General features: G+C 74.1%; 13 protein-coding genes and 2 pseudogenes. 9 read left to right on the top strand and 6 right to left on the bottom strand.

The genetic code is table 11. From position 1 onward, the window contains the following. Positions 1-18 precede the first annotated feature (18 nt). The gene (gene hisD, locus ABD823_RS25605) at positions 19-1,353 is read right to left on the bottom strand and encodes a histidinol dehydrogenase (RefSeq protein WP_344863828.1); all 1,335 of its coding nucleotides are present in this window, start codon (positions 1,351-1,353) and stop codon (positions 19-21) included. 149 nt (positions 1,354-1,502) lie between these two features. On the opposite strand from hisD, the gene ybaK reads away from it, so the two are divergent. Beyond that, positions 1,503-2,003 carry a Cys-tRNA(Pro) deacylase gene (gene ybaK / locus ABD823_RS25610; RefSeq protein WP_344863830.1) on the top strand — a complete coding sequence of 167 codons (501 nt, stop codon included), beginning with the start codon at positions 1,503-1,505 and terminating at the stop codon, positions 2,001-2,003. A gap of 200 nt (positions 2,004-2,203) precedes the next feature. After that, positions 2,204-3,598, top strand: coding sequence for an amidase (locus tag ABD823_RS25615; protein WP_344863832.1), 1,395 nt, complete (start codon positions 2,204-2,206; stop codon positions 3,596-3,598). Positions 3,599-3,613: 15 nt separating this feature from the next. Here the strand turns inward: ABD823_RS25615 and ABD823_RS25620 are convergent, their stop codons facing one another. Beyond that, positions 3,614-4,159 (bottom strand): hypothetical protein, encoded by a 546-nt coding sequence (locus ABD823_RS25620; RefSeq protein ID WP_344863853.1) that lies wholly within the window; start codon positions 4,157-4,159, stop codon positions 3,614-3,616. Positions 4,160-4,281: 122 nt separating this feature from the next. Here ABD823_RS25620 and murA point away from each other — a divergent pair, with 122 nt between their 5' ends. From murA to ABD823_RS25645, 5 genes are all read left to right on the top strand, one after another. Next, positions 4,282-5,598, top strand: a complete 1,317-nt coding sequence (murA, locus tag ABD823_RS25625; RefSeq protein ID WP_344863834.1) for a UDP-N-acetylglucosamine 1-carboxyvinyltransferase — start codon at positions 4,282-4,284, stop codon at positions 5,596-5,598. Between the two features lie 52 nt (positions 5,599-5,650). Then, a complete protein-coding gene (locus ABD823_RS25630; RefSeq protein ID WP_344863836.1) occupies positions 5,651-8,023 on the top strand; it encodes a transglycosylase domain-containing protein in 2,373 nt (790 codons plus the stop codon). Positions 8,024-8,129: 106 nt separating this feature from the next. Next, positions 8,130-9,230 (top strand): carboxylate-amine ligase, encoded by a 1,101-nt coding sequence (locus tag ABD823_RS25635; RefSeq protein WP_344863838.1) that lies wholly within the window; start codon positions 8,130-8,132, stop codon positions 9,228-9,230. Between the two features lie 148 nt (positions 9,231-9,378). Beyond that, positions 9,379-11,169: an N-acetylglutaminylglutamine amidotransferase gene (locus tag ABD823_RS25640; protein WP_344863840.1), complete on the top strand. Its 1,791-nt coding sequence runs from the start codon at positions 9,379-9,381 to the stop codon at positions 11,167-11,169. Beyond that, positions 11,166-13,076 carry a S9 family peptidase gene (locus ABD823_RS25645; protein ID WP_344863842.1) on the top strand — a complete coding sequence of 637 codons (1,911 nt, stop codon included), beginning with the start codon at positions 11,166-11,168 and terminating at the stop codon, positions 13,074-13,076. Before ABD823_RS25640 ends, ABD823_RS25645 begins: the two co-directional genes overlap by 4 nt. 53 nt (positions 13,077-13,129) lie before the next feature. Here the strand turns inward: ABD823_RS25645 and ABD823_RS25650 are convergent, their stop codons facing one another. After that, the gene (locus ABD823_RS25650; protein WP_344863844.1) at positions 13,130-13,546 is read right to left on the bottom strand and encodes a VOC family protein; all 417 of its coding nucleotides are present in this window, start codon (positions 13,544-13,546) and stop codon (positions 13,130-13,132) included. An 83-nt stretch (positions 13,547-13,629) separates the two neighbouring features. On the opposite strand from ABD823_RS25650, the gene ABD823_RS25655 reads away from it, so the two are divergent. Next, complete coding sequence (locus ABD823_RS25655) at positions 13,630-14,217, top strand: TetR/AcrR family transcriptional regulator (protein WP_344863846.1); 588 nt, start codon at positions 13,630-13,632, stop codon at positions 14,215-14,217. A gap of 68 nt (positions 14,218-14,285) precedes the next feature. Here ABD823_RS25655 and dnaE read toward each other — a convergent pair whose 3' ends face one another. The 3 genes and pseudogenes from dnaE to ABD823_RS25670 form a co-directional block, all read right to left on the bottom strand. Next, positions 14,286-17,810: a DNA polymerase III subunit alpha gene (dnaE, locus tag ABD823_RS25660; protein WP_344863847.1), complete on the bottom strand. Its 3,525-nt coding sequence runs from the start codon at positions 17,808-17,810 to the stop codon at positions 14,286-14,288. Positions 17,811-17,952: 142 nt separating this feature from the next. Next, a pseudogene (locus tag ABD823_RS25665) lies at positions 17,953-18,246 on the bottom strand (chorismate mutase); the annotation flags it as partial. 198 nt (positions 18,247-18,444) lie between these two features. Continuing rightward, positions 18,445-18,888 (bottom strand): annotated as a pseudogene (locus tag ABD823_RS25670) (hypothetical protein); the annotation flags it as partial. A 353-nt stretch (positions 18,889-19,241) separates the two neighbouring features. Here ABD823_RS25670 and ABD823_RS25675 point away from each other — a divergent pair. Then, a partial coding sequence (locus tag ABD823_RS25675; RefSeq protein WP_344863857.1) for a serine/threonine-protein kinase occupies positions 19,242-20,358 on the top strand: 1,117 nt, incomplete at its 3' end.

Raw genomic sequence — 20,358 nt, forward strand, 5'->3', positions numbered from 1 at the left:
CGGCGGGCGCGGTGTCCGTCATGCGGGCCGCTCCCAGTCGGCGAGGTCGGCCAGCTCGCCGGGGGCGAAGCGGGCGCGCACGGCGGCGCCGTGCGCGGGCAGGTCCTCGGCGTCGGCGAGGACGGAGACGTGGGCGGCGGCCCCGGCCAGCGCCTGGCGGTCGTACTCCACGACGTGGATGCCGCGCAGGAAGGTCTGCACCGACAGCCCCGAGGAGTGGCAGGCGCAGCCGCCGGTGGGCAGCACGTGGTTGGAGCCGGCGAGGTAGTCGCCGAGCGAGACCGGCGCGTAGGGGCCGACGAAGACCGCCCCGGCGTTGCGGACCCGGGCGGCGAGCGCGGCGGCGTCGGCGGTGTGGATCTCCAGGTGCTCGGCGGCGTAGGCGTCCACGACGCGCAGCCCGGCCTCCATGTCGTCGACGAGGAGGATGCCGGACTGGCGGCCGGACAGGGCCGCGGTGATGCGCTCGGCGTGCTTGGTCGCGGCGACCTGACCGGGCAGCTCCTTCTCCACCGCGTCGGCCAGCTCGACGGAGTCGGTGACCAGGACGGCGGCGGCGATCTGGTCGTGCTCGGCCTGGCTGATCAGGTCGGCGGCGACGTGCACCGGGTCGGCGGTGGCGTCGGCGAGGATGGCGATCTCGGTGGGACCGGCCTCGGAGTCGATGCCGATGCGCCCCTTGAGCAGGCGCTTGGCCGCGGTGACCCAGATGTTGCCGGGACCGGTGACCATGGTCACCGGGGCGCACTCCTCGGTGCCGTAGGCGAACATCGCCACGGCCTGCGCGCCGCCGACGGCGTAGACCTCGTCGACGCCGAGGAGGGCGCAGGCGGCCAGGATGGCCGGGTGCGGCAGCCCGCCGAACTCCCGCTGCGCGGGCGAGGTGACCGCCAGCGAGGCGACCCCGGCCTCCTGGGCGGGCACGACGTTCATCACGACGCTGGACGGGTAGACCGCCTGGCCGCCGGGGACGTAGAGGCCGACGCGCTCGACGGGCACCCAGCGCTCGGTGACGGTGCCGCCGGGCACGACGCGGGTGGTGACGTCGGTGCGGCGCTGGTCGCGGTGGACCAGGCGGGCGCGGCGGATCGACTCCTCCAGGGCCGCGCGGACCCGCGGGTCGAGCTCCTCCAGCGCGCGGGCGATCGCCTCGGCGGGCACCCGGGTGGAGGCCAGCTCCACGCCGTCGAAGCGGGCGGTCAGCTCCCGTACGGCGGCGGCCCCGCGATGATGCACGTCCTCGCAGATCGCCCGGACCTTCTCCAGGGCGGCTTCGACGTCGAGCTCGGCACGGGGCAGCACGTCGCGCAGGTTCCCGGGGAGGGCTCCGCGCAGGTCGGTACGGGAAATCACCCGTACAGTCTACGGAGCCCGCGGACCGCCCTCTCTCCGCATTCCACGATGCGGACCCCCGCGGGCCGCCATGCGGACCGCCTTTACGCTGTAGATTCACATCTGGGGGCCGCGTCGCGGGTCCGCGCCCGGCCGCTACGCTGCCGACCATGGGCAAGTCGAAGAGCGCCGGGGGCCAGGGCACCCCCGCGACGGTGGCGCTGAGCCGGGCGAAGGTGGACTTCACGCTCCACCCCTACGAGCACGACCCGAACGCGCAGGCCTACGGCGAGGAGGCGGCCGACGCGCTCGGCGTGCCGTACGAGCGGATCTTCAAGACGCTGGTGGCCGAGGTCGAGGGCGCCCTGGCGGTCGCGGTGGTGCCGGTGGCGGGCAGGCTGGACCTCAAGGCGCTGGCCGCGGCGCTGGGCGCCAAGCGCGCCGCGATGGCCGAGGCGGCCAAGGTCGAGCGGGTCACCGGCTACGTGGTGGGCGGCATCAGTCCCCTGGGGCAGCGCAAGCGGCTGCCGACCGTGGTGGACTCCTCCGCCCTGTCCTTCGAGACGGTCTACTTCTCCGCCGGCCGGCGCGGGCTGCAGATCGAGACCGCCCCGGCCGAGCTGGTCCGGCTGACGGGGGCGGTCACGGCGCCCATCGCCAAGACCGGGTAGCCCCCGCGTCCGCCGCGCTCCCCCGCGGTCCCACCGCCCCGCCGCGGCCCCGCCCCGGGGAGCGGGCGGCGGGAGCGGGTAGTTCTGTCGAAGGTTGCCGACGCGCGCCGCGGCGGCCGCAGGCCAGACTGCGCCGGAGACCGTGGCCCGCGCGCCGCCCGCCCCGCCGGCCGGGCGCGCGACGACTCCCTGGGGGACGCATGCACTACCTGACCGCCGTCGAGATGCTCCGGCTGCTGCGCGACCGGCAGGTCGGCGCGGTGGAGCTGCTCGAGACCCACCTGCGGCGGATCGAGGAGGTCAACCCGGCGGTCAACGCGATCGTCACGCTGACGGCCGAGCGCGCCCTCGACGAGGCCGGGCGGGCCGACCGGGACCTGGCGCGCGGCGTCTGGCGCGGGCCGCTGCACGGGCTGCCGGTGGCGCACAAGGACCTGACCGAGACCGCGGGCGTGCGCACCACGTACGGCTCGCCGCTCTTCGCCGACCACGTGCCGGAGCACGACGCGCTGATCGTGCGCCGGATGCGCGCGGCGGGGGCGATCACGCTCGGCAAGACCAACACCCCCGAGTTCGGCACCGGCTCGCACACGGTGAACGCGCTCTTCGGCGCCACCCGCAACCCCTACGACCTGTCGCGGTCGGCCGGCGGGAGCAGCGGCGGGTCCGCCGCGGCGCTGGCCTCGGGGATGGTCCCGCTGGCCGACGGCACCGACGTGGGCGGCTCGCTGCGCAACCCGGCCTCGTTCTGCAACGTGGTGGGCCTGCGGCCGACCCCGGGGCGGGTCCCGGCGCCGTCCGGGACGGCCGCCTGGTTCACCCTCGGCGTGCCGGGGCCGATGGCCAGGACGGTCGCCGACCTGACGCTGCTGATGAGCGTGATCGCCGGGTTCGACCCCGCCTCCCCGTTCGCGATCGCCGAGAGCGGCGCGGTCTTCACCGAGCCGCTGGACCTGCTGGACCTGGGCGGGCTGCGCATCGCCTGGAGCCCCGACCTGGGCGGCCTGCCGGTGGACGCCGCCACGGCCGCGGCCACCGCGGCCGCCCCGGCCGTGCTGGAGGGGCTGGGCGCGCGCGTCGAGCGGGTCGACCTCGACCTGTCCGACGCCGAGGACGCCTTCCGCACCTGGCGGGCCTGGTACTACCTGCTCTCCTACGGCGACCTGCCGCCGCAGGCGCTGGGCGCGAACACGCGGTGGAACGTCGAGCGGGGCCGCGAGGTGACCGGGGCCGACCTGGCCCGCGCCGAACGGCTGCGCAGCGGCCTGTACCGGCGGATGAACGCCTTCTTCGAGGTCTACGACTTCCTGCTGGCGCCGGTGAGCCAGGTGCCGCCGTTCCCGGTGGACGCGCCGTACGTCACGGAGATCGGCGGCGAGCCGCTCCCCGACTACCTGGCGTGGATGCGCTCGGCCTACTGGATCAGCGTGCTGCACGCCCCGGCCGCGTCGGTGCCGTGCGGGTTCACCCCGGACGGGCTCCCGGTGGGCGTGCAGATCGTCGGGCGGCCCTTCGCCGACCTGCGGGTGCTCCGGCTGGCCCACGCCTTCGAGCAGGCCACGGGGCACGGGCTGCGCAGGCCGGAGTTCCGCTGAGGCCGCCCGCGGGCCCTACCGGTCCCCGCCGCTGATGTCGTAGGAGGAGATCGGCCCGTAGGGGTCGTGCCCGCCGAACGGGCGGCGCAGCGGCGAGTCCCGGTAGGCCGCGACGCCCTCCAGCACGGCGAAGGCGCCGGCGGCGAGCATCGGCCAGGCCACGAGCACGCCCTGCGCGGTCAGCTTCAGCGGCCCGGCGACCGCCGGGACGTCCCGGCCCGCGGCGGCCACGCTCACCGCGCCCAGGTTCAGCGCCCCGCCGACCACCGTGGTGAGGTACCCGGCGAGCAGCCCGCCCGCGGCCAGGCCGAGCACGACGGCCAGCGGGCGGCCCCGGCGGGACAGCAGGTAGCCGGCGGCGCCGCAGGCCAGCCCCAGGGCCCCGGTGACGACGGCGAACCAGCCGTCGGCGGCGATCAGCGCCTGGGTGGAGGCGTCGGCGAGCACCGGTCCGCGCTCGGTCACCACGTACGGCGGGCGCGGCGCGAGGTACGACCAGAGGGTGCCGGCGGCGACTCCGAGCGCCGCCAGGGCGAGCACGGTGACGGCGAAGTCACGCACGTGGCGCAATAGCGGCCTCCCCACCCCGGCGCTCCACCCACTTATGGCGCTCTGCCCGATGTTACCGAGTCATCCGGTTGTCTATACCAATGCGGTGGTTCGGATCCCGTTACGCTGTCCAGGTGAACGAAGAGGTATGGCTGATCGAACCCTCCGGCCCGCTCCGCGGTGACGTCGAGGTGCGCGGCTCCAAGAACGGCGTCTCCAAGCACATGGTGGCCGCCATGCTGGGCGACGGCGAGAGCATGATCCAGAACGCCCCGGACGTCGGCGAGGTCGGGATCACCGCGGAGATGCTGCGGGCGCTCGGCATCAACGTGGAGATCACCCCCCGCGAGATCCTCGTCGAGCGCGGCCCCGAGATCAACCCGCGCGTGCCCGAGGCGTTCACCGGCCTCAACCGCATCCCCATCCTGATGCTCGGCCCGCTGCTGCACCTGGCGGGCGAGGCCTTCGTGCCGCTGGTCGGCGGCGACCCGATCGGGCGGCGGCCGGTCGACTTCCACGTCGAGGCGCTGCGCGCGATGGGCGCCGAGGTCGAGGTGAGCGACACCGGCATCCACGCCAAGGCCAAGCGGCTGCGCGGCACCCGGATAGAGCTCCCGTACCCGAGCGTCGGCGCCACCGAGACCATCCTGATGTCGGCCGTGCTGGCCGAGGGCAAGACCGTGCTCAAGGGCGCGGCCACCGAGCCCGAGGTCGTCGAGCTCGCCCTGTTCCTGCAGCGCATGGGCGCGCTCATCGAGCTCAGCCCGGACCGGCGCATCGTGATCGAGGGCGTGGACAGGCTGCACGGCGCCTCCACCTGGCTGAACGGCGACCGGATCGAGGCGTTCTCCTACCTCGCGGCCGGCCTGATCACCGGCGGCCAGGTCCGGGTGCACGGCTGCCCGCAGGACCGCCTGGTCACCGCGATCACCACGCTGGCCAGGATGGGCGCGCAGCTGGACATCACCGACGACTACCTGTCGGCCTCGGCCCCCGGCGGGCTGCGCGCCGCCGCGGTGCAGACCGACACCCACCCGGGGTTCATGACCGACTGGCAGACGCCGCTGATGGTGCTGTTCACGCAGGCCCAGGGCATGTCGGTGCTGCACGAGACGGTCTTCGAGAACCGGCTGGTCTACGTGCCCGCGCTGCAGAAGATGGGCTGCGAGATCGAGGTCTTCGACGTGTGCCTGGGCGGCCCCGCCTGCCGCTACCACGACACCAACGCCAAGCACTCGGCGGTGGTGCGCGGGGTCTCCAAGCTCCGCGGCGCCGACGTGACGCTGCCCGACATCCGGGCCGGCTTCTCCGCCGTCCTGGCCGCCGCGGCGGCGGAGGGCACCTCGACGCTGCGCGGCGTGCACCACATCGAGCGCGGCTACCACCGGCCGTTCGAGCAGTTCGCCTCGCTCGGGCTGGACATCCGTCGAGAGAAGGTGCAGGGCGAGTAAGGATTCACAATCGGGCGTTTACCGGTGATCGCCCGGCCGCACGTTACCCTGTGTGACATCACGACGCGACAGACGCGACAAGGGACGTGACCGGGGGGACCGCGGCAGGCGCGGTCCCGTCGTCTGCCTGTGCGTCCTGCTCGTCTGCGGGATGCTCGGAGGCCTGCTGGCGACGGTGGCCGCGCTGCCGCTGGTCGGCGCCACCGACCTCGCGGTGCGGCAGGTCAGGGGCACCTTCCTCGACCTGCCCCCCAGCCCGCGCGAGGACCCGCTCCCGGAGCGCACCGTGCTCCTGGACGCCCGCGGCCGCCCGTTCGCCCAGTTCTACTCGGAGAACCGGCTGATCGTGGGCCTCGACCGGGTCGCGCCCGTCATGCGCGACGCGATCGTGGCGGTCGAGGACGCCCGGTTCTTCCAGCACGGCGGCCTGGACGTCAAGGGCACGCTCCGCGCGCTGATCACCAACACCCAGGCGGGCGGAGTGCGGCAGGGCGGCTCCTCCCTCACCCAGCAGCTGGTGAAGAACATCCTGGTCGCCGGCGCCGAGACCGACGCCGAGCGCGCCCGGGCCCAGGCGCCGAACCTGCGGCGCAAGATCACCGAACTGCGGTACGCGCTGGCGATGGAGAAGAAGTACACCAAGCCGCAGATCCTGGAGCGCTACCTCAACATCGCCTACTTCGGCGCCGGCGCGTTCGGGGTGGAGGCCGCGGCCCAGCGCTTCTTCTCGGTCCCGGCCTCCCGGCTCTCCCTGGCGCAGGCGGCGACGCTGGCCGGGGCGGTGCGCACGCCGTACGGGACGGACCCGACGCTGGGCAGGAAGCAGCAGCAGCGGCTCAAGCAGCGCAGGAACCTCGTGCTCGACCGGATGGCCGACGTCGGGTCCGTCACCCGTGACCAGGCCGAGGCCGCGCGGCGCAGCCCGCTGAACCTCCGCCTCAGGCCCGCGCCGGGCGGCTGCAGCGAGAGCGCCTACCCCTACTTCTGCGTCTACGTCCACCGGGAGCTGCTGACCAACCCGGTCTTCGGGCACACCCGCGCCGAGCGCGAGCGTCACCTGGCCCGGGGCGGCCTGGTGATCCGCACCACCCTGGACCCCGCCGCCCAGCGCGCCGCGGACCGGGCCATCCGGGCGCGGGTCTCCCCGCACGACACCGAGGTCGCGGCCGAGGCCATGGTCGAGCCCGGAACCGGGTGGATCCGGGCGCTGGCGGCGAGCAAGCGGTACGGGCGCAACCCCGGCAACCGCAGGCACGGTCCGCGCACCACCTTCAACCTGCCCGCCGACGCCGCCCACGGCGGCGGGATGGGCTTCCAGGCCGGCTCGACGTTCAAGGTGTTCACCCTGGCCACCGCGCTGCGCCAGGGCTGGCGGTTCGGCAAGGGCTTCGCCACCCCCGGCCTGTTCGTGCCCGCCCGGGGGTTCACCGACTGCCGGGGCCGCGCGGTCAACGACCCCCGCGCCAGGATCTTCAACGCCGACGGCGGCCGCCGGGGCGGCGCCTACAGCATCTCCACCGGCACCTGGAAGTCGGTGAACATCTTCTTCATGATGCTGGAGCAGCGGGTCGGCCTCTGCCGGGTGGTGCGCACCGCCAAGGCGCTCGGCATCGCCCGGGCGGACGGCACCCCGCTGAAGGAGGTCCCGACCTTCACCCTCGGGATCAACGAGATGGACCCGCTGACGGTCGCCGCGGCGTACGCCGCCTTCGCCGCGCGGGGCCGCTACTGCCGCCCGATGGCGATCACCGCGGTCACCGACCGGAACGGCCGGCGCGTGCCGATCGCGCCCAGCTGCCACCAGGCGATCGACCGGGGCGTGGCCGACGCGGTGAACCGCGTGCTGAGCGGGGTGTTCAGCAGGGGGACCATGCGGGGCCAGGGCATCGGCCGCCCGGCCGCGGGCAAGACCGGCACCAACAACGGCTACACCTCCGCCTGGTTCGCCGGGTACACCCCCCAGCTGGCCGCGGCGGTCAGCGTGGGCGACATCCGCGGCTCCTACCGGCACCCGCTCCGGAACGTGGAGATCGGCGGCCGGTACTACGGCAGCGTCCAGGGGGCCTCGCTGCCCGGCCCGATCTGGACCGCCTCCATGTCCGCCGCGCTGCGCGGCGTGCGGGCCGCCTCCTTCCACCCCCCGGACGTCAAGCGCTTCGGCGGCGGCTCGACCCCCCGCCCGGCCAAGGCGGCCAAGGCCGGGCGCCCCGGGGCGGGCGGCGAGGGGCGCGGCCGGGCCCGCGGCCGCACCTGGCGGCTCCCCGACCGCTCCTGGCAGCACGACCGCAGATGGCAGCGCCCCGGCCGGCAGTGGAAGCGCGACCGCAGATGGCAGCGCCCGGGACGCGGGTGGCGGCCCGGGCGGAGCTGGCGGCCCGGCCGGGGCTGGAAGCGCGACCGGCCCGGGCGCGACCCCGACCGCTGAGCGGCCCGCGGGCGCCACTGTGACCGTCCGTGAAGTGCAGAGGCCCGTTTTCCGGGCAAAGAGCGGTGAGTCCCGTTAGGCAGGCGCACTTCATGAGGTGGTCACAGTGGCGGATGGCGCGAGGCCGATCACAGTCGGCGTCGAGGAGGAGTTCCACGTCGTGGACGCCGAGACCCGGCGGCTGGTTCCGCGCGGCGGTCTGCTGCTGCAGCAGCTGCCGGAGGACAGCTTCACCCACGAGCTGCAGCGGTCGGTGGTGGAGGCCAACAGCAGGCCCCTGACCGCCCTGGAGGACCTGGGACGCGACCTGGCCGCGCTGCGCCGCAGGGTGACCACCGCGGCGGACGGGCTGGGGCTGGGGATCGCGGCCGCCGGGAGCGTGCCGCTGGTGGACGTGGAGGCGCTGAAGATCTCCCCGGACCCGCGCTACGAGCAGATGCTCGACGACTACCAGCTCCTCACCCGCGAGCAGCTGATCTGCGGAACCCAGGTGCACGCCGAGGTCGACAACCGCGACCTGGCCGTCACCGTGGCCCACCGCCTGGCGCCCTGGGCCCCTCCGCTCCTGGCGCTGAGCGCCAGCTCGCCGTACTGGCTGGGCGCCGACACCGGCTACGCCGGCTACCGGCCGCTCATCTGGCAGCGCTGGCCCACCGCCGGGCCCATGGCCGCCTTCGCATCGGCCGCCGAGTACGACCGGGTGGTCGGCGATCTCGTACGCTCCGGTGTCATCACCGACCCCGGCATGATCTACTTCGACATCCGCCCGTCGGCGCACGTGCCCACCGTCGAGCTGCGGATCTGCGACTCCTGTCCCCTGATCGGCGACATCCTGCTGATCGCCGGCCTGTTCCGGGCGCTGGTGGCCCGGGAGCTGCAGGCGGCCCGCGACGGGTCCGGCCGCCCGGTCCGGCTGGAGATGGTGCGGGCCGCGACGTGGCAGGCGGCGCGCTCCGGGCTGGAGGGCGAGCTCGTCGACCCGGTCGAGGGCGTGCCGCTGCCGGCCGCCGAGGTGATCCGGCGGATGGTGGACGGCCTGCGCCCGCAGCTGGAGGAGGCCGGCGACTGGGATCTCGTCACGTCCCTGGCCGGGGAGGCGCTGGCACGGGGCGGTTCCGCGGCCCGCCAGCGCGCGGCGTTCGCCCGCGAGGGCCGGCTGGCCGACGTCGTCGATCTCGTGCTGGCCGAGACCCGCTCCGCGTGCTGAGGCCCGCGTGACGGCGGCGCCCCGCGGGCCCCGGCGCCGGGCGGCGGTCCGCCGACGGGGGTGACGCCGCCCCCGCGCGGGCCGCGGATACGGGGCACCGGACCCATCGGCAGATCTGAGAACACGCGATTTCCAGGAGTGACAGAGAGTGTGCGGACTGAGCGGTGAGATCAGGTTCGACGGCCACGGCGCCGACGTCGGCGCCGTGGACCGGATGACGTGCGCGATGCGCGAGCGCGGCCCCGACGGGTCGGGCCTGTGGTCGCAGGGCCCGGTGGCCTTCGGCCACCGGCGCCTGAAGATCATCGATCTGTCCGGCAAGGCCGCCCAGCCGATGGCCGACGGCGAGCTCGGCCTGGTCGCGGTCTTCAACGGCTGCCTGTACAACTACCGTGAGCTGCGCGAGGAACTGCGCGCCGCCGGCTACCGCTTCTTCTCCGCCTCCGACACCGAGGTGCTGGTCAAGGCCTACCACCGCTGGGGGCCCGGCTGCGTCGAGCACTTCAAGGGCATGTTCGCCTTCGCCGTCGCCGAGCGCGACACCGGCCGGCTGGTCCTCGGCCGCGACCGGCTCGGCATCAAGCCGATGTACCTCGCCCAGGACTCCGCGCGGCTCCGCTTCGCCTCCACCCTGCCCGCGCTGCTGGCCGGCGGCGGCGTCGACACCGGCATCGACCCGGTGGCCCTGCACCACTACATGACCTTCCACTCGCTGGTCCCCGGTGAGCGCACGATCCTGACCGGCGTGCGCAAGCTCCCCGCGGCCACCGTGCGCACCGTCGAGCCCGACGGCACCGTCACCGACCACCGCTACTGGGATCCGCCGTACACCCGCTCGGCCCTGCCCGGGGCCGCCGCCTGGCCGGCCGGCGAGTGGCGCGAGGCCGTGCTGGAGCGCCTGCGCGCGGCCGTGCGCCGGCGCATGGTCGCGGACGTGCCGGTGGGCGTGCTGCTCTCCGGCGGCCTGGACTCCAGCCTGATCGTCGCCCTGCTGGCCGAGGAGGGCCAGACGGACCTGACGACCTTCAGCATCGGCTTCCACGGCGCCGGCGGCGAGCCCGGGGACGAGTTCTTCTACTCCGACCTGGTGGCCCGGGAGTTCGGCACCGACCACCACCGCATCCTCATCGACGACACCCGGCTGCCGCCCGCGCTGGAGCGCACGGTGGCGGCGATGAGCGAGCCGATGGCCAGCCACGACTGCGTCGCCTTCCACCTGCTGTCGGAGGAGGTATCCAAACACGTCTCGGTCGTGCAGTCCGGCCAGGGCGCCGACGAGGTCTTCGCCGGCTACAGCTGGTTCCCGCCGCTGGCCGGCGTGGCGCGCGGGCAGGCGGCCGCCGTCTACGCCCGGGAGTTCTTCGACCGCCCGCACGCGGAGCTGGCCGGGATCCTGGCCCCCGGCCGCCTGGTGGACGAGGACGTCAGCACCGCGTTCGTCGAGCGGTGCCTCGCCGCGCCCGGCGCCGAGACCGCGCTGGACGCGGTGCTGCGTCTGGAGACCACGGTGATGCTCCCCGACGATCCGGCCAAGCGCGTGGACAACATGACGATGGCCTTCGGGCTGGAGGCCCGCACGCCGTTCCTCGACCACGAGCTGGTCGAGCTGGCCGCGGCCTGCCCTCCCGAGCTCAAGCTCGCCTCCGGGGGCAAGGGCGTGCTCAAGGACGCCGCGCGCACGCTGCTGCCCGCCGAGGTCGTCGACCGGCCCAAGGGCTACTTCCCGGTGCCGGCCGTCCGGCACATCGACGGGCCCCTGCTGGAGCTGGTGCGCGACGCGCTGACCGGGCCGACCGCACGCGCCCGCGGCCTGTTCCGCCGGGAGTACGTGGACGGGCTGCTCGCCGCGCCCGGCGAGCACCGCACCCCCCTCGGGGTGAACGTGCTGTGGCAGATCGGGCTCCTGGAACTGTGGCTGCAGGCCAGGGGGATCCGGTGACGGCGATCCGCGGCGCGCCCCCCGGCGTCGTCCTCGGCGCCCGGCCCCACCTGCCGGCGGAGGCGAGCCTGGACGCCTGGCACTGCCGGGCGCCCGCCCTGGCGCCGGACGTGAGCGCCGTCGCCTACGTCAGCGACGAGGGCGGATCACCGCGCGTCTGGATCCGGTCCCTGCGCGGGGAGGCGGCGGCCCTGCCCGTCGGCACCGGCCCGGAGCCGGTCGCCGACGTGAGCTGGGCCCCGACCGGCGCCCGGCTGGCCGTCCTCGTCGTACCGGGCGGCGGGGAGCACACGCAGGTGTGGACGGTGCGCCCCGGCGGGGGCGACCTGCGCCCGCTGGCCGCGCCGGAGGGCGGGTCGGCGTCGTTCGTGCGCTGGACCGGCCGGGGCGAGGACCTCCTCGTCGCCGAGACCGACGCGGCGGGCCGGACCGAGGCGGTGCTGATCGACGCCGCCTCCGGCGAGCGGGAGGTCGTCGCGGCCGGGACGCTGCTCCATCCGGAGGCGATCAGCCGCGACCACGCCCGGCTGCTGCTCCGGCGCGGCCCGCGCGGCCGGCGGCGGATGCACGTGGCGGACCTGGCCTCGGGCCTGCGGACCCTCCCCTCCGGCCCTTCCGGGGGCCCCGCGGGCGACGCGCCGGACGGCGGGCGGACGCCGCTGCTGGCGGGACTTCCCGGCAGCACCGACTACGGCATCCTCTCCGCCGACGGGCGGATCGCCTACCTGCTGTCCGACGCCGGCCGCGACCGGGCCGCGCTGGTCGCGGTGGCCGTCGGCCCCGCGGCGGGCGGGGGCGCCGGGGCCGGCGAGCCCGTCGTGCTGGCCGAGCGCCCCGACGCCGAGCTGGACCGGTTCGCGCTGAGCGCCGACGGCCGCCGGATCGTGCTGGTGTGGAACGCCGGCGGCCTGTCGGAGCTGGAGGTGCTCGAGACGGACACCGGAGCGCTCCGGCCGCTCCCGCCGCCGCCCGCCGAGGTGGTCACCTCCATCAGGGTCTCCCTGGACGACGAGACGGCCGTCCTGGCCGCCGAGGGGCCCGGCCAGCCCTCCCACGTGCTCCTGTGCGACCTGGAGACCGGCCGCTACCGGCGGGTCGCGGGAGCAGGCCCGCTGGCCGGGGCGGCCGGGGCCGAGCCGGTGCGCCTGACCGCCCGCGACGGGCTGGGGCTGTCCGGCTGGCTGTACCGGGTCCCCGGCGCGTCGGGCCCGTCACCTTTCACCGTCTACCTGCACGGCGGTCCCGAGAGCGAGGAGCGGCCCGCCTTCAACCCGCTCTTCCAGAACCTGCTGGCCGCCGGGATCGGGGTGTTCGCGCCGAACGTCCGCGGCTCGTCGGGGTCCGGGCGCGCCTTCCGCGAGGCCGACGACCTCGCGCTCCGCTTCCACGCGATCGACGACGTCGCCGACTGCGCGGCCGAGCTGGTACGGCTCGGCGCCGCCGACCCCGGCCGGATCGCCTGCATGGGGCACTCCTACGGCGGCTACCTGACACTGGCCTCCCTCGTGGCCCACCCCGCCCTCTTCCGGGCGGGGGTCGACGTCTGCGGCATGGCCGACTTCGCGACCTTCTACGAGCGGACCGAGCCGTGGATCGCCGCGGCGGCCGTCAGCGAGTACGGCCATCCCGTCGCCGACCGCGACCTGCTGCGCGCCCTGTCCCCGCTGCACTCCTTCGACCGGCTGACCGCGCCGCTGCTGGTGGTGCACGGGACCCAGGACACCAACGTCCCGCTGTACGAGGCCGAGCAGGCGGTCCGGGCGGCCCGGGCCCGGGGCGTCCCCTGCGACCTGCTGCTCTTCGAGGACGAGGGGCACGAGATCCGGCGGCCCGCCAACCGGGTGTCGTTCGTCCGGACCGTCACCGGGTGGCTCTCCCGGCACCTGGGCGTGCCCGCCCCGGCCTGACGGCGCCCCGGCCCGCTCCCGCGGCTCCAGCGCGCGGGCGGCCGGGTCCCCGATCATCCGCCGACGTACTGCCCGGCGTAGGACGCGGAGGGGGCGATGGGGGTGATGACGTCGATCAGGACGCCGTCGGGGTCGGCCACGATGAAGTGCCGCTGGCCGAAGTCCTCACTGCGCAGTTCCAGCTCGGGCCGGAGCCCTTCGCGGACGACGAGCCGCTCCCACTCCGCGTCCACGTCCTCCACCTCGAAGTTCAGCAGCAGCCCCCGCACCGGGAACCGGTAGGCCTGCGGCAGCGTCGGGTGGCCGTGGTCGAGCAGCGCCAGCTCGTACTGCGGCGTCCGCCGACGCCGCAGGCTCACGTACCAGTCGGCCTCGAACGTCGGCTCGAACCCCAGCAGGCGGGTGTAGAAGTCACGGGACTCCGCCAGCCGCGAGCTGCATATCACCGGATAGAAGCCGGTCAGATCCATGCGCCCCTCCTTCACATACCGTCGGTATGTGAGGGTAACGTATTGGCGTACCATCGGTATGTCAACGGGCGGGAGCACGGCAGATGACGCACGGCGGCAGGGCGCTGCAGCGGGAGCGGACCAGGCAGGCGCTGCTGCGCGAGGGCAGGCGCCTGTTCGCGGCCCGGGGGTACGGCGCGGTGGGGCTGTCGGAGATCGTCCGCGCCGCCGGGGTGACCAAGGGCGCGCTCTACCACCACTTCGAGGGCAAGAGCGACCTGTTCCGCGCCGTCCTGGAGCAGGTGCAGCAGGAGGTGGCCCGGGCGGTGGCCGCGGCCGCCGACGCCCAGGACGATCCCTGGGCGCGGCTCGTCGCCGGATGCCGGGCGTTCCTCGCGGCCGGCGCCGACCCGGAGATCCAGCAGATCATGCTCGTCGACGGGCCCGCCGTACTGGGCTGGAGCGAATGGCGCGCGCTCGACGAGGCCGCCTCGGCCCGCCACCTGGCCGAGGCGCTCACCGCCCTGGTCGAGGCGGGGGTGATCGCCCCGCAGCCGGTCCCGCCCCTGGTGCACCTGCTGTCGGGTGCGATGAACGAGGCCGCGCTGTGGCTGGCGGGCTCGGCGGGACCGGGCGACCTGGCCGACACGCAGGCCGCGCTGGAGCGGATGCTGGAGGCGTTGCGCGGGTGACGGGCCGCGGGCCCGCGGCCCGGCCCGGGACGCCGGTCCCGGGCCGGTGTCCCGCGCTCAGGCAGGCGTCACGCGCTCAGGCAGGCGGGGCCCAGCAGCTCCTTCAGGTCGCCCATCAGCGCCGGGGAGGGCGAGACGCGCAGCCGGTCGTCCAGGCGCACGACGGTGGTCCGCGGCCCGTTGTGGATGTGCAGACGGACCTCGGTGGTGCCGGGGTGGGTGGTCAGGACCTCCTTGAGCCTGCCGACCACCGGCGGGGTGCAGCGGTTCAGCGCCATGCTCACCAGCAGCGGCCCGCCCGCCTCGGCGCTGGTCAGGTCGGGCGCCGTCACCTCCATGGCGATGATCTTGCCGACGTCCTCGCGCTTGTCCAGCCGTCCCTTGACGAAGACGATGGCGTCCTCGGCGAGGATCGTCGAGCAGAGCTGGTACGCCGAGGGGAAGATCATCACCTCGATGGCGCCCTCCAGGTCCTCCAGCGTGGCCAGCACCCACGTGTCGCCCTTCTTGGTGACCTTGCGCTGGACCCCGGACAGGATGCCGCCGACCGTCACGACCTGGCCGTCGGGACGGCCCTCGTCCTGGAGCGCGGCGACCGAGCAGTCGGCCCCGGCGGCGAGGATGTGCTCGACGCCGAAGAGCGGGTGGTCGGAGACGTACAGGCCGAGCATCTCCCGCTCGAACGCCAGCAGGGTGGTCTTGTCCCACTCCCCCGGCGGGATCTGCACGTCGAAGGTCTGGTCCTCGGCCCCGTCCACCGCGCCGAACAGGGAGTCCTGCCCGATCGCCTCGTTCTTCTTGATGTCGATGACCGCGTCCACCGCCTGCTCGTGGACCATCACCAGGCCCTTGCGGACGTGGCCGAAGGAGTCGAACGCGCCCGCCTTGATCAGCGACTCGATGACCCGCTTGTTGCAGACGATCGCCGGGACCTTGCGCAGGAAGTCCTTGAAGTCGGTGAAGCGGCCCTTCTCCCTGCGGGCGGCCAGGATGCCGTCGACGACGTTGCCGCCGACGTTGCGGATCGCCGACAGGCCGAACCGCACGTCGCTGCCGCGCGCGGTGAAGTCGAAGTCGGACTCGTTGACGTCCGGCGGGAGCACCTTGATGCCCATGCGGCGGCACTCGTTGAGGTAGAGCGCCGACTTGTCCTTGTCGTCCTTGACCGAGGTGAGCAGCGCGGCCATGTACTCGGCCGGGTAGTTGGCCTTGAGGTAACCGGTCCAGTACGCGACCAGGCCGTACCCGGCGGTGTGGGCCTTGTTGAAGGCGTAGTCGGAGAACGGCAGCAGGATGTCCCAGAGCGCCTTGATCGCCGCGGCGGAGAACCCGTTCTCCTTCATGCCGGCTTCGAAGGTCTCGTACTGCTTGTCGAGCTCGGCCTTCTTCTTCTTGCCCATCGCGCGGCGGAGCAGGTCCGCGCCGCCCAGGGAGTAGTTGGCGACCTTCTGCGCGATCGCCATGACCTGCTCCTGGTAGACGATCAGGCCGTAGGTCGTGTCGAGGATCTCCCTGAGCGGCTCCTCCAGCTCCGGGTGGATCGGGGTGATCTCCTGCTGGCCGTTCTTGCGCAGCGCGTAGTTGGTGTGCGAGTTGGCGCCCATCGGGCCGGGCCGGTAGAGCGCGAGCGCCGCGGAGATGTCCTCGAAGTTGTCGGGCTTCATCAGGCGCAGCAGCGAGCGCATGCCGCCGCCGTCCAGCTGGAAGACGCCGAGCGTGTCGCCCTTGGCCAGCAGCTCGTAGGTCTTGGTGTCGTCCAGCGGCAGGTCGAGCAGCTCGATCCTGTTGCCGGTGTTGGCCTCGATGGCCTTCAGGCAGTCGTCGATGATCGTCAGGTTGCGCAGGCCCAGGAAGTCCATCTTCAGCAGGCCGAGCGTCTCGCAGGTCGGGTAGTCGAACTGCGTGATGATCGCGCCGTCGGAGTCGCGGCGCATGATCGGGATGTGGTCGGTCAGCACCTCCGACGACATGATGACGCCCGCGGCGTGCACGCCGGTCTGCCGGATCAGGCCCTCCAGGCCGCGCCCGAGGTCGATCGCCGCCTTGACGTCGACGTCCTCCTCGTACAGCTTGCGCAGCTCGCCGGCCTCGTTGTAGCGGGGGTGGTCCTTGTCGAAGATCCCCGAGAGCGGGATGTCCTTGCCCATCACCGCGGGCGGGAACGCCTTGGAGACCTTGTCGCCCAGCGCGTACGGGTAGCCCAGGACGCGGGCCGCGTCCTTGATGGCCGCCTTCGCCTTGATGGTGCCGAAGGTGGCGATCATGGCGACCTTGTCGGAGCCCCACTTCTCCGTCACGTAGCGGATCACGTCGCCGCGCCGGCGCTCGTCGAAGTCGATGTCGACGTCGGGCATGGAGACGCGCTCGGGGTTGAGGAACCGCTCGAAGATCAGGCCGTGCGGGATCGGGTCGAGGTCGGTGATGCCCAGGGCGTAGGCCACCAGGGAGCCCGCCGCCGAGCCTCGGCCCGGCCCCACCCGGATGCCGTTGCGCTTGGCCCACATGATGAAGTCGGCCACCACGAGGAAGTAGGACGGGAAGCCCATCTGGATGATGACGGCCAGTTCCTTCTCGACCCAGGCGCGGTGCTCGTCGTCGACGCCGTCCGGGAAGCGGCGCCGCATGCCCTCCCAGACCTGCTGGCGGAAGAACTCCTCCTCCGTCATCCCGTCGGGGACCGGGAAGGTCGGCATGAGGTTCTTGTAGGTGAACATGCCGGCCGGGTCGACCTTCTCGGCGACCAGCAGCGTGTTGCGGCAGCCCTCGGCCCACAGGTCGGAGGAGTCCAGGGCCCGCATCTCGTCGGCGGTCTTGATGTAGTAGCCGGTGCCGTCGAAGCGGAAGCGGTCGGGGTCCGACAGCTGCTTGCCGGTCTGGATGCACAGCAGAGCGTCGTGGGAGGCCGCGTCGGACTCGTAGGTGTAGTGCGAGTCGTTGGTGACCACCGGCGGGATGCCCAGTTCCCGGCTGATGCGGGTGAGCCCGTCGCGGACCCGGCGCTCGATCTCGAGGCCGTGGTCCATGATCTCCAGGAAGTAGTTCTCCTTGCCGAAGATCTCCTGGTACTTCGCTGCGGCGGCCAGCGCCTCGTCGTACTGGCCCAGGCGCAGGCGGGTCTGCACCTCGCCCGACGGGCAGCCGGTCGTGGCCATCAGGCCCTCGGCGTGCTCGGCGAGGATCTCGGCGTCCATCCGGGCCCACTTGCGCACGAAGCCCTCGGTGTAGGCCCGCGAGCTGAGCTTCATGAGGTTCTTCAGGCCGCGCTCGTTGCGCGCCCAGATGGTCATGTGGGTGTAGTAGCCGCCCGCCGAGACGTCGTCCTTCTTCTGGTGCGGCTCGCCCCACAGCACCGGCTTCTTCTGGTGGCGCGAGGCCGGGGCGACGTAGGCCTCGATGCCGATGATCGGCTTGACCCCGGCCCCGGTGGCCTGCTTGTAGAAGTCGTAGGCGCCGTGCATGTTGCCGTGGTCGGTGATCGCGATGGCGGGCATGCCGAGCTCGCCGACCTGCTTGAACATCTGCTTCAGACGGGCGGCTCCATCGAGCATGGAGTACTCCGTGTGAACGTGAAGATGCACAAACGAGTCGGGCATGCGGCCTCGTCCTTCCCCTTGTCCCACCCCGGCGAGGGGAAGCTTACGCCCGTTTCCCGGCGCGCGGGGTCCGGCCGCCCTCCTCCTCCCCGTGCCCGTCCGCCGCGGCGCACGGGCCGCCCCGCTCCGGCCCCCCGGCCTCGCGGGCGCGGCGCTCCTCCGCCAGGTGCAGCCCCGCCTCGATGACGGCGTTCATGATGGGCGCCAGCCGGGCCTCGCCCAGGGAGGGGGCCCGGCGGGCCATCTCCGCGACCAGGCGGCGCTCGCGCTCCATGTCGCGCCCGGCGAACCCGCCGACCGGCTTGAGCCGCTGGACCGTCCCCGCCAGCTCGGCGCGGCGCTCCAGCAGGACCGCCAGGGCCGCGTCCACCCGGTCGATGGCGCCGCGGGCGGCGAGCACCGAGTCGGGCTCCTCCCTGCGGGTCAGCGCGCCGATGACCCGTACGGCCTCCTGCGCGGCGGCGGTGGTCTCCGGCGCCGGGTCCGGGGCCAGCAGCAGCCCGTCGGCGCCGGCGGCGACCGCGGCGGCGGCGAGGGACGGGTCGCCGCCCAGCCCGGCCAGGACGGGGCGACCGGACCGCTCCCCGGCCGCGCGCATCAGTGCCAGGTCCGGCGGGGCCGCCGCCGCGCCGGGCCTGCCGCGCCCGCCGCCCTCGCAGAGCACCACCTTCTCGCCCGCCTCGGCCGCGCAGTAGTCGGCGACGGCGAGCCACTCCTCCGCGGACGTGGCCGGGCCGCGCTGGACGACCACCGGCAGGCCGAGCCGGGAGACCGCCCGCACCAGCCGCAGGTCCCTCGTCCAGGCCGCCCCGACCAGCACTCCGTCGGCCGTCGCGGCGATGCGCGGCAGGTCGTCGGAGCCGGACGGCTCCACCAGGACCGGCCCGGCCCAGGCGCCCCGGACCGCCGACAGCGCCTCGGCGGTGATCGGCCGCCCGTGCGGCGCGCGCAGGTCGACCAGGCGGGCGTCCGCGCCGGGGCCGCCGATCACCACGGCCGGGCCGCCGCCCAGCTCGAGCGTTCCCAGGCGGACGGTCCCGCGCCGCGCCCGCGCGGCCGGCCGTACGGTCAACGACATCTCGGCTCCAGGTGATCGGCCGGTGCGCGTCCTGCGGACCGGCGGGTGCGGGAAGCAAAAAAGGCAGAGACGGTGTCTCTGCCTTCGCCGGCTCAGGATGGTCGCTGGTTCACACGTCGGGTGACCGGCCCTCCCGAGCCGGCCTGGTAAACACGTGACAGCGGTCCATACGGGCAACCCTATGCCATCACCGCCCGATTCGCCACAGTGCGGGACGGGCGTCTCGAATACCGGACAGCCCTCGCGGTGAGGGCGGCACTCCTGCCAGGTAGGGCGGTACAGCTCCGCGGAGGGTCGGGGCAGATCCCTGTTTATGGGAGGATCTTCTCCACTGTGAGGGAGGTTTGACGCTGGTGATGCAGTCGGAGGGGAACCGGGGAGGGCGACGCGTCGCGGGCCGCTACCACCTCCTGGAGCCCATCGGGCGGGGCGGGATGGGCACGGTCTGGAAGGCCCACGACGAGCTTCTCGACCGGACCGTCGCCATCAAGGAGGTCCGCTACTCCGCGGCCCTCGGCGAGGACGTCCAGACGCTCAACCAGCGCATGATCCGCGAGGCCCGCGCCGCGGCCCGGCTCAGCCACCCGAACGTCGTCATGGTCTACGACGTGATCGAGGAGAACGAGCAGCCCTGGATCGTCATGCAGCTCGTGCCGTCCCGTTCGCTGGGCCAGGTGCTCCGCGAGGACGGGCCGCTCCCGCCCCGGCGGGTGGCGGAGATCGGCCTCGCCCTGCTGGAGGCCCTGCACAGCGCGCACGACGCCGGGGTGCTGCACCGCGACGTCAAGCCGGAGAACGTCCTGCTCGCCCATAACGGCAGGGTCGTGCTCACCGACTTCGGCATCGCCAAGCTGGACTCGGAGAGCACCCTCACCATGACCGGCGTGGCGGGCACCCCCGCGTTCATCGCGCCGGAGCGGCTGCGCGGCCTGCCCGCCCGCCGGGAGTCCGACCTGTGGTCCCTGGGCGCGACGCTGTACGCGGCGGTGGAGGGCAGGTCCCCGCACGACCGCAAGATGCCGCTGGCCACCATGCACTCGGTCATGACCGACCCGCCCGACCCGGCGCGCAACGCGGGCCCGCTGCTGCCGGTGCTGGAGGGGCTGCTCCGCAAGGAGCCCGTCCAGCGCCTCACCTACGCCGAGGCCTCGGCGATGCTGCGGAAGGTGACCGAGGGACGCGCGCCCACGCAACCGTCGTGGCTGGTCCGCCCGTCCTCCTCCGCCCCCGGATCCTCCGCGGCGGGGCCGGCGCCCGACGCCGCCCCGGCCGGGCCCGAGGCGGCCGCCGAGCGGCGCAGGCCGTACGGGCCCGCGGCGCCCCGCAGGGCGGGGGCGGCCGGGCCCGCGGGCAGGGCCGTGCCCCCCGCCCGGGAGAGGTCCGTGACCCCGCCCGAGCGGGAGCGGGCCGCCACCGCCGCCGAGGCCGCCGGCGCCGCCGGTCCGAGGGCCGGCGCCCCGGCCGGGTCCG

The sequence above is a fragment of the Planomonospora alba genome (assembly GCF_039534085.1).
GTDB lineage: Bacteria > Actinomycetota > Actinomycetes > Streptosporangiales > Streptosporangiaceae > Planomonospora_B > Planomonospora_B alba.

Excerpts from the sequence above, each read along its gene's own strand:
- dnaE (WP_344863847.1), bottom strand. The coding sequence starts at position 17,810 with ATGCCCGACTCGTTTGTGCATCTTCACGTTCACACGGAGTACTCCATG.
- ABD823_RS25615 (WP_344863832.1), top strand. The coding sequence starts at position 2,204 with ATGCACTACCTGACCGCCGTCGAGATGCTCCGGCTGCTGCGCGACCGG.
- ABD823_RS25650 (WP_344863844.1), bottom strand. The coding sequence starts at position 13,546 with ATGGATCTGACCGGCTTCTATCCGGTGATATGCAGCTCGCGGCTGGCG.
- ybaK (WP_344863830.1), top strand. The coding sequence starts at position 1,503 with ATGGGCAAGTCGAAGAGCGCCGGGGGCCAGGGCACCCCCGCGACGGTG.
- ABD823_RS25655 (WP_344863846.1), top strand. The coding sequence starts at position 13,630 with ATGACGCACGGCGGCAGGGCGCTGCAGCGGGAGCGGACCAGGCAGGCG.